At 63.2% G+C, this 8,455-nt stretch carries 5 protein-coding genes; 3 read left to right on the forward strand and 2 right to left on the reverse strand.

The features are described 5' to 3' along the window. Together A5777_RS11705 and A5777_RS11710 are read left to right on the forward strand one after the other, a co-directional pair. Window positions 1–338 (forward strand): YqgE/AlgH family protein (locus A5777_RS11705; RefSeq protein ID WP_197502361.1); only part of this gene is annotated, 338 nt, incomplete at its 5' end. A gap of 287 nt (window positions 339–625) precedes the next feature. Beyond that, window positions 626–2,593: a CocE/NonD family hydrolase gene (locus A5777_RS11710; protein ID WP_082933641.1), complete on the forward strand. Its 1,968-nt coding sequence runs from the start codon at window positions 626–628 to the stop codon at window positions 2,591–2,593. A gap of 193 nt (window positions 2,594–2,786) precedes the next feature. Here the strand turns inward: A5777_RS11710 and A5777_RS11715 are convergent, their stop codons facing one another. Together A5777_RS11715 and A5777_RS11725 are read right to left on the reverse strand one after the other, a co-directional pair. Beyond that, complete coding sequence (locus tag A5777_RS11715; protein ID WP_064862771.1) at window positions 2,787–4,703, reverse strand: HNH endonuclease signature motif containing protein; 1,917 nt, start codon at window positions 4,701–4,703, stop codon at window positions 2,787–2,789. 503 nt (window positions 4,704–5,206) lie between these two features. Then, on the reverse strand, window positions 5,207–5,401 hold the full coding sequence (locus A5777_RS11725; RefSeq protein ID WP_005179596.1) for a hypothetical protein: 195 nt from the start codon (window positions 5,399–5,401) through the stop codon (window positions 5,207–5,209). Window positions 5,402–5,618: 217 nt separating this feature from the next. Between A5777_RS11725 and A5777_RS11730 the strand changes: the two genes are divergently transcribed. Continuing rightward, the gene (locus A5777_RS11730) at window positions 5,619–8,243 is read left to right on the forward strand and encodes an AAA family ATPase (RefSeq protein ID WP_005179594.1); all 2,625 of its coding nucleotides are present in this window, start codon (window positions 5,619–5,621) and stop codon (window positions 8,241–8,243) included. Window positions 8,244–8,455: the final 212 nt, after the last annotated feature.

Consider the following 8,455-nt stretch of genomic DNA (forward strand, 5'->3'; position numbering starts at 1 on the left):
CCGCGTTGTGTCTTGGAGTCGCGAAGCACGGTGTCGACATCGAAGCGTTCGAAGGGCTTCGCCCGGTCGACGGTCGGGTTGTCCTCGTCGACCTCGACGCCGATCACGAACTCCTCGCCAACGTCCTCGAGGGCGTCCGAATCTTCGCCGGCTACGCGGGTTGGGGGATAGGCCAACTCGACGCCGAGCTCGCCCAGGACAGCTGGCTGCTCGCCTCGGCGCTTCCTCGCGATCTGCTCGCACCGCCGACCGTCGACGTCTGGGCAGATGTCTTTCGGCGCCAGCCCTGGCCGATGCCGCTGCTCGCGACCCATCCGATCGACGTCGACCAGAACTGACGCTCCGCCGGTCATCTCGCCGCAGAGATCGCGGCCCGGATCCCATCAGTAGGCCTTGGTGAGCTGCGCCACATCGAACTGATACTCTTCGACGCGTTCGTCTCACGCCGTCATTATTCGGCGCGGGAGTCTCACGGTGTTCCAACGTTCGGTGTTTCAGCATTCAGGGTTTCAACGCTCAGGCGTATCAACGGTCAGGGGTCCCGGTGGTCACTAAGCTACGACGTGTTTCGAGTTCGACGACGTGGGGCGCGGTGGTCGCGGTCCTCTCCGTCGCCATTCTTTTGATGACCGGTCCGGGAATCGCCGACGCTGCGACTCCCGACGGCGGTCAGCAGGGCGCAGGTTGGCGTGCGGCACACGACGGTGCGCACCCCTATGCGGGTGTCGCGACCCAATGGGACGTCCCGATCCGAATGAGTGACGGAACAGTGTTGCGCGCCAACGTGTATCGCCCTGCCGACGCGCGAGGCCGTCCAGCCGCGGATCGCACACCCGTCGTGCTCAACATGACCCCGTACACCAAGCTGATCACGGCGGTCGCGTCGTCGGCGTTGCAGAATCCGGTCTTGGCGCCGTATGCGATGCAGCTGGCAGACGCGATCAACCTGCACGGAACCGCGATCGACGGAATCAACGCACTCGCCAAGACAGTGCGCGATGGAGGAACCCGAAACTTCTCAGCGGACTTCGATCTCGTGCGCAGCGGCTACACGATGGTGGTTGTCGACGTCCGAGGCACCGGATTCTCGCAGGGGACCTGGGACGTGTTCCAGAGCCGCGAGCAGCAGGACTCGACCGAGGTGATCGACTGGGCCGCCAAGCAGCGATGGTCGAACGGCAGGATCGGGATGGCCGGTGTGTCGTATTCGGCGATCAACCAGATCCAAGCGGCCAACAAGCATCCCGACGCGCTGAAGGCCATCTTCCCCGTCGAGCCCGGAGGCGACCTCATCCGCGACATCGTCGCTCCGGGTGGTGCCCTCGGCGCGGGGTTCCTGCCGCTGTGGTTGACGTTGGTCAACAGCACGAAGATGATCCCGAACGTCGCGTCGATGCTGAACGGCACCTTCGACTGGAAGTGGCTCGCCGACAGGGTGAAGGACCCGTTGACGTTCTACCCGCAGTTGCTGGCGGGGCTGACAACGCCCGACATCCCTTCTGTCCCTGGCTATTTGAAGGACCTGCTGAAGACAGATTCGGAGCCGCGACAGTCCTGGCAGGATCACGCCGACGAGGTCACCACACCCACCTTCATCTACGGCGGATGGTTCGATCTGTTCACCAACAGCGAGGTGCGGATGTACAACAAGATCCCGCTGGCCCCCGGCCGTAAGCAGCTCATGATGGGCGACGGCTACCACGCGACGATCGGCGGGGGACAGGGTAGGCCGGGTACCCCACCGCGGCTCGACGTCTTGCAGAAAGCATGGTTCGACAAGTGGCTCAAGGGAATTGACAACGGAATCGACTCGTACGGGCCGGTGAATCTGAAGCAGGTCGGCGACAGTTGGATCTCCGCGGCGCAGTTCCCGCGCGCAGGCATGACCCGACAGCGGCTGTATCTGTCGAACCGTCGCAGCGGCACCGCGCCGCATGCTCAGGGCGACGGCAGCCTGACGACTGGCGCGAACGCGGCACGCGGAACCATGACCGTGTCACCGACATTGTGGACACTCTGTTCGCGCGACTCCGCCCAGCAGATGGCGGGTCTGACCGCGGTGTTCCAAGGATGCTCCGACGACGCGCGGATCTCGGAACGGGGCGCACTGTCGTTCACGACGCCACCGCTCGACAGCAGTCGACGCGTGTCCGGCTACAGCAGTCTGCACCTCAACACGGTCATGGACGCGACAGACGGCTACTGGACAGCAACGTTGAACGACGTTGCGCCGGACGGGACATCGAAGGTGATCAGCTCGGGGCAGGTCATGGCTTCGTTGCGTGGCTATGACCGAGCGGAGTCGCAGTTCGCGCCCAACGGCGATGTCATCGACCCCTTCTACACAATGACTCTTGCTGCGCGCCAACGAATCACACCGGGAAAGCCGGTCACTCTCGACGTCGGTCTGCTCCCCACAGAAGCGCGTATCCCGGCAGGACATCGACTGCGGATCGACGTGTTCGCGATGAACGCCCCTCGTGGTGTCCCGTTGCGTCCACTGCTCAACGAGTCGGGCCTCAAGCCACAGCACATCGTCCTCGACCCGGCACAGCCGAGCTTCGTGAACCTTCCGCTGTCCGCTGGAATCTGAGGCCAGTCCGTCTGTCGCGCACGAGTATGCGTGCCGGACTACAGTTCCCAACCACGTCTGCCCCGCCACCTGGGTGTGGTGGCGGGGTGTGGACGGGTTGCGGCACAACCTGATTCGACGGCTCGCCCGGTTCGTTGGGCTAGCGTGTCGGCCGGGTTGGCCGGGTTGGCACACCGGTCAGTTCACGCGGTGGTCAGGCGGCGTCGGCCAGCGGTGGGTCGACGCCTCCTGGTGGGTCGACGTCGCCGAGCCACCAGGGGCTGGCTGGTGGGGCTGGACCTGTTGGCGCGTCCGGGTCTGTGGGCGGGTCGGGGTCGGGTGGATCAGCGAGGTTCCATTGGATGTCGACCCGCGAGCTGAGGCGCACGGTGTCACTCAAGGGGATTGCGCCCACCAGCGCGAGCTCGACGCCGGTCAACGCCTGGCCTGCCGCCTGCCCGCTGGGCGGGTCCGGCACTGAGGGCGGCGACATCATCCAGGCACCCACTGTGTCCGCGACGATCTCGGCGTCGGCTGTACCCGAGGCTCGCGCGCCGATCTCGGTAACCGTCGCGCCTGTCCCGGCCGCGCGTGCAGCCGCTGCAGCCTCGTTGCTCGTGTGTTCGGCGGTGAGGTAGTCGTGGAAGTCGGCTTTGACGTCGGCGATGCGGTTGATGCGTTCGGGATTCTCGGGCATGCCCGGTTTGGCGTTGAGTCGCCACGCAACACGGCCCGTATCGGGTCCGTCGGTGATCATGCGGGTGGTGAACTGCCCAGGCTTTTTGCCGACCCGCCGATTGTGCACATCACACGCCGGCACCAACTGGTCGATGTCGGTCAGGCCGCCGTCGGCCCAGTCTTTCGCGGCGTGATGCATCTGCACCCGTGAGGCGGGTTGGTTACAGCCCGGTGCGGAACACATTTTGCCGCCGGGTGAGGCGAACGAGGCCAACCGTTGCCCCAGCGTGGCGATCCGCTTCGACCGACCAAGGTAGAGCGGCACACTGGTGTGCTCACCGAACACCGCCAAATACTGACTCGCACCGGCGGAGGCGGCCATCTCGATCACGTCGCCGATCGGCAGGAGTGTTCCGGATGTGGTTTGTGCGATCCCTGCTTGTGCTTCCAACTCGTGCAGGCTGGTGGTGACGATTACCTGGATCGGTAATCCCCGATGGGTGTTGCCGAGCATGCCGGATTCCAACACCTGCCCGAGGAGGGCGGAGAAGGCGTCGTGGTTGCGTTGGGCGGGTGAGCGTTGATCCCGCAACGCCGCCGCCGCGACCTGCTCAGCATTGGCGGTGGTGATCGGACCCACAGGTGAGTCGGGATCGTCGGGGTTGTTCATGCCCGGTTTAGCCCACGAGTCCAGCACGGTATCCAGCCGGGCTCGGGCGATCGGATCCAAATCGGCAGTCAACCGCGACATGAGTTGCGCGTTCTGCCGGTTCACCCACAAGCGGCGTCGACGTTTCCGGTCTTTCGGGTTGGTCAGCGTCCCATCCGGATCGAGATGCGCCAACAATCGTGAACCGAGGTTGGTGATCTCAGCAGGCGTGAACTGGATCGCATACCCGGCCATCTGCGCTTCGGCAGCAGCTTTCGTCTCCGCCGACACCTCACTAGGGATGGCCTCCAACACCTCGAGTACCGCGCGGACGTGTGCGCCGGCGACGCGTCCTTCCACGACGTAGCCGGCCAACGTCGGACAGGAGGGCGGGAGGCGGTCGCCGCAGATGGTGGTGAATGAGCCGGTCGCCGCGATCACCCGATACCTAGCTGCGGGATCACCGATATGCAGGCGCTGTCCCATGAAGTTGCGAATATCGCGGAACCCCAAACCGTGCGGTAGATCCCGGTCGGACGCTTCCACGATCAAGCGATCGGTGACCGCACCGGCCGTGCGCAACGCCAGGCGTTCGGCCTCGACGGTGGCTTCGACGAGCACGTCGTCGGACACCAACGACACATCCACCGTCGCCAACTCATCCAACACCGCTGCCAGGCGTGACAGTTTCTCGGCGACCACCGCATCCGCAGACCCCACCGCAGCAGTAGCCAACGCAGACGACCCCAAAGCCGAAGGCGCGCCACCGCTTCCGCTGTCGCTCGGTTTGCTGTTGCTGTTCACGTGCCGCCACCCCCGCCCCACGTCGTGTCGAATATGTGTTCTATATTACCCGACAATACCGACAACGGCGAGATGTCATCTCGCAAGACATCGGTGACAGTTCTGCATCAGGCCATAGGTGACAGAGTGAGGGGTCTTGGTGGTGACACTTCTTCATTTGGTTTCCGCCACGCACCGCTATGTGCCTTGCGTTGCGTGGCGCGGTTGCCTATGAGGGGGGCCTGACGCAGGTGCTCAACTGACCGCGCCTGCGACGGTTCAGCAGCACCCCGTGATGGCGCTGAGAACGCTGCGCAGCGCTTCCAACGACTCTGGCCGGGCACGGTAGTAGACGGGTGATAGAGCTGCAGCCTTGTTGATCGCGCTGATCGTGGAGGGGGTCAAATCGATTCTCGGAACAGCCTGGGCGGCGATCCGCGCGGTAGCCGCCTGAACTTTCTTCGAGGAGTCGGTACTATCGCTCTCCGACGGACTCATGTCGCCCCCTTCAGTAGCCCTCCTGACTAGCCTACTGGGCAGTTCCGCCACACCCGGAGATTATGTGCGCCGCTGGCGATGCTTGCCACGCCTGCCTCGTCGGTGAGGTCGATTCTGGTGGCACCGATCCGCTCGCAGAGAGTCTCGACGTCGGGACAGCCGTCCCAGATCAGGTAGTAGCACTCGTCAGGGGTGGTGGTGTGACGGGTCAGATGTGTCATCGCGACACCGATCTGCCAGATCTCTGAGGGGCCGGGCTCGCCGAAGTCAGGGATGTGCGCCTCACTTTCCTTCTGACCTATGACCGGGGCCGACAGAACGCAAACGGCTCGATGCGGACTGGCAGTCTCTGTATCGTCGATCGAGGTTTCGCAGCGTTAGCCGACTGCGTGTCAGCCTGCCCCATGTTTTCTCAGGCGATCGGAGGGTTGTCGATCAATGACTGCTGCAGCGCGCTTCTGGGCAGTTGATCTGCACGTTCACACGCCCGGTTCTAGCGACGCCAAGGACGAGCATTACGGCACGCCCGGAGACATTGTCGAGGCCGCGCTTGCCGCCGGCCTTGACGCTATCGCCATCACAGACCACAACACGGTCTCCTGGTGTAGTCACATCGCCGACGCAGCGGTCGGCACTCCACTCGTCGTCCTGCCCGGGGTCGAGATCAGCACCAACGAGGGCCATCTGCTCGCCATCTGGGAGCAAGGAACTGACCCGGCGCTGATCGAAGAGGTCCTGGTGAAGCTCAACATCGGCCAAGCAGACCGCGGCAAATTGGACATCAGCGCCAACGCTGGCTTCGCCGACGCCGCGACGAAGATCGCAGCCTCCGGTGGGTTGGCCATACCTGCCCACATCGAGAAGGACAAAGGGCTGATGCGGTTGACGGTTCCGGCTCACGTCAGGGAGATCTTGCTGCACGACGACGTCTGCGCCGTTGAGATCGTTCACCTCGACACCGCAGACGACGTCCGTAACAAACTCGGCGAGCAACGAAACATGGCCTTCGTCCGCGGATCGGACACCTGGGACAAGGACGAAAGCCATCATGCGCTGTCCGGAATCGGTGCGCGCCGCACCTGGATAAAGGCCAGCCGCCCGGATCTGATTGGACTCCGCCACGCGCTCGCCGACCCGCAGTTGCGCGTCTTGCTGCAGCAGCCAGCTCCGACCACCTACACCCGCATCGAAGACATTGAGTTCCTGGGTGGATTCCTCGGCGGCGAACGCATCCGCTTCTCGCCAGACTTAAATTGCCTTCTTGGCGGCACGGGGGCGGGCAAGTCTTTGGTACTGGAGGCGATTCGATTCGTTCTGAGCCAGCAGGTCGACGCCATCGCTTTTCCTCACATTCGAACCGAGATCGACTCGCGGATGGACAAGGCGCTGATGAACAACAGCACGGTCGTCGTGCATGTCGCCGGCGACGGCGTGCGATACCGGATGGAGCGGACGTACAACGCCGGCGGATCGCCAGCTGCCCGCGTCCTGCAACAGACCGGAAGCGACTGGGCTGAAATCAACGACGACCCCGCCCTCATCTGCCCGATCGCGGCGTTCTCGCAAGGAGAGATCCTCGAGTACTCCCGAGAGCCGGTTGGTCGCATGGCCCTGGTTGACGCGTCGATCGACCTGGAGGCGGTCAACGCCTCCATCGAAGCCGCGATCGGGGGCCTGCGGGTCAACGCCGGAAAACTGATCGCGGCTCGGCAACGCGTCCAGCGATTAGAATCCGAGACCGCTGGCGGGGCGGAACTTGGCGAACAAGTTCGCCAACTCGAGGAACTGTTCAAAACCGAGACGGTGAAGGAGCAGTCGGGGTGGACCGCAGAGCAGACCAGCTTGCACGGCACACGGAACGACCTCGCCGACCTCGACGCGCCCGCGTTCAATCTGCCCGAAGCCGAATTGCACGAGTCAGTGGGCGAGAACGCTGGCTTGTTCCTCGAAGCCAATGCCGTGCTGGCACTTCTACGCGAACGCCTCGACACGGGACGCACGCAGATTCTCGAAGCGATCGCCGAGGCTGCGAAGGCCATGGCGCGCATTGAGGGTCAGTGGAGAACGCGGTTCGACGAGTTCAAGATCCGCCTCGATGAAGAACTCGACAAGATTGATCCGGAAGCATCTCTTACGGCTTTGCGCGCGAGCCTCGAACAGTTGCAGTCCAAACTCACTCAACTCCAGGCTGCCAGGGCCGCGCTTGAACATCGCGCTCGGCCCGATCTGGCTCGACTGGAGCAGGAAAGACATGACCTCACCGACGCCCTTCACGCTGCGCGACGCACACGGCGGGACATGCGCCGGGCGCGGGTCATAGACCTCAACGCGAAGGCGGCTGGCTTCGTCAAGCTCGACGTTCCCAACCAAGGGGACCAGTCTGAGTTTCGCCGTGCGCTCGACCTGATCAAGGTGGGCTCACGGGTCAGGGAGGACTTCCTGAATGAACTCGCGCTTCGGACGCATCCGCTGAGGTTCGTCCGCTCAATGTGGTCGCATAACCTCGCCGAACTCGTAGATATCGATCATGGAATCGACATGGCGAGTCTCGCCAAGCTGCTCACGAACATCGACGAACGCAATTTGTGGGAGGACCTACTGAATCTGCAGGCCATCGACCGTCCCGATGTCCTCACCATCAAGTTCAAGAAGCCCGGCGACCAAACCTACACGGCGATCGAACAACTCGCTCATGGCCAGCGATGCACGGCCATCCTGGTCATTTTGCTCGCCGACGGTGACACACCGGTGCTCGTCGATCAACCAGAGGATGCGCTGCACGCCCCGTGGATCGAGGAGTACCTCGTCGATCGTCTACGTTCGCTGCGCAGCAGCCGCCAATATCTGTTTGCCACCCGCAGTCCGGGCATAGTCGTGAGCGGCGATGCGGAGCAGATCGTGACGATGAAAGCAACCGCCGGACATGGCCAGATCGAAGCGGTGGGTTCACTCGAGCGGTACGAACTTAACGCCTTGGCGTTGGAACACCTTGAGGGAGGCCGGGTCCCATTCAGTAGACGTACGTTGAAGTTGAAAGTGTCCGTCGACCCACCAACGCCCTAAAGCGACCGTGCCCCGTCGAACTCGACCGGTTGCACCACGTCGATGCGTTCGATCCCGTGATTCCGGCACACTTTCGTCACTGGTGACGAAACATATTGCAGTGCAAAGCAATTCGCCGATAACGTATCTTATGTCAAGTAAAAAGAGTAATGTTGCAGCAGATGCAGTCGAACCCTCCTCCTTTGCAACGTTCAGATTCTTATCGGTCTGGG

It is taken from the genome of Gordonia sp. 852002-10350_SCH5691597, assembly GCF_001665715.1.
GTDB classification, from domain to species: Bacteria; Actinomycetota; Actinomycetes; order Mycobacteriales; family Mycobacteriaceae; genus Gordonia; species Gordonia sputi.

Coding starts and splice junctions, on each gene's coding strand:
- A5777_RS11710 (WP_082933641.1), top strand. CDS start 626: ATGACCGGTCCGGGAATCGCCGACGCTGCGACTCCCGACGGCGGTCAG.
- A5777_RS11725 (WP_005179596.1), bottom strand. CDS start 5,401: ATGACACATCTGACCCGTCACACCACCACCCCTGACGAGTGCTACTAC.
- A5777_RS11730 (WP_005179594.1), top strand. CDS start 5,619: ATGACTGCTGCAGCGCGCTTCTGGGCAGTTGATCTGCACGTTCACACG.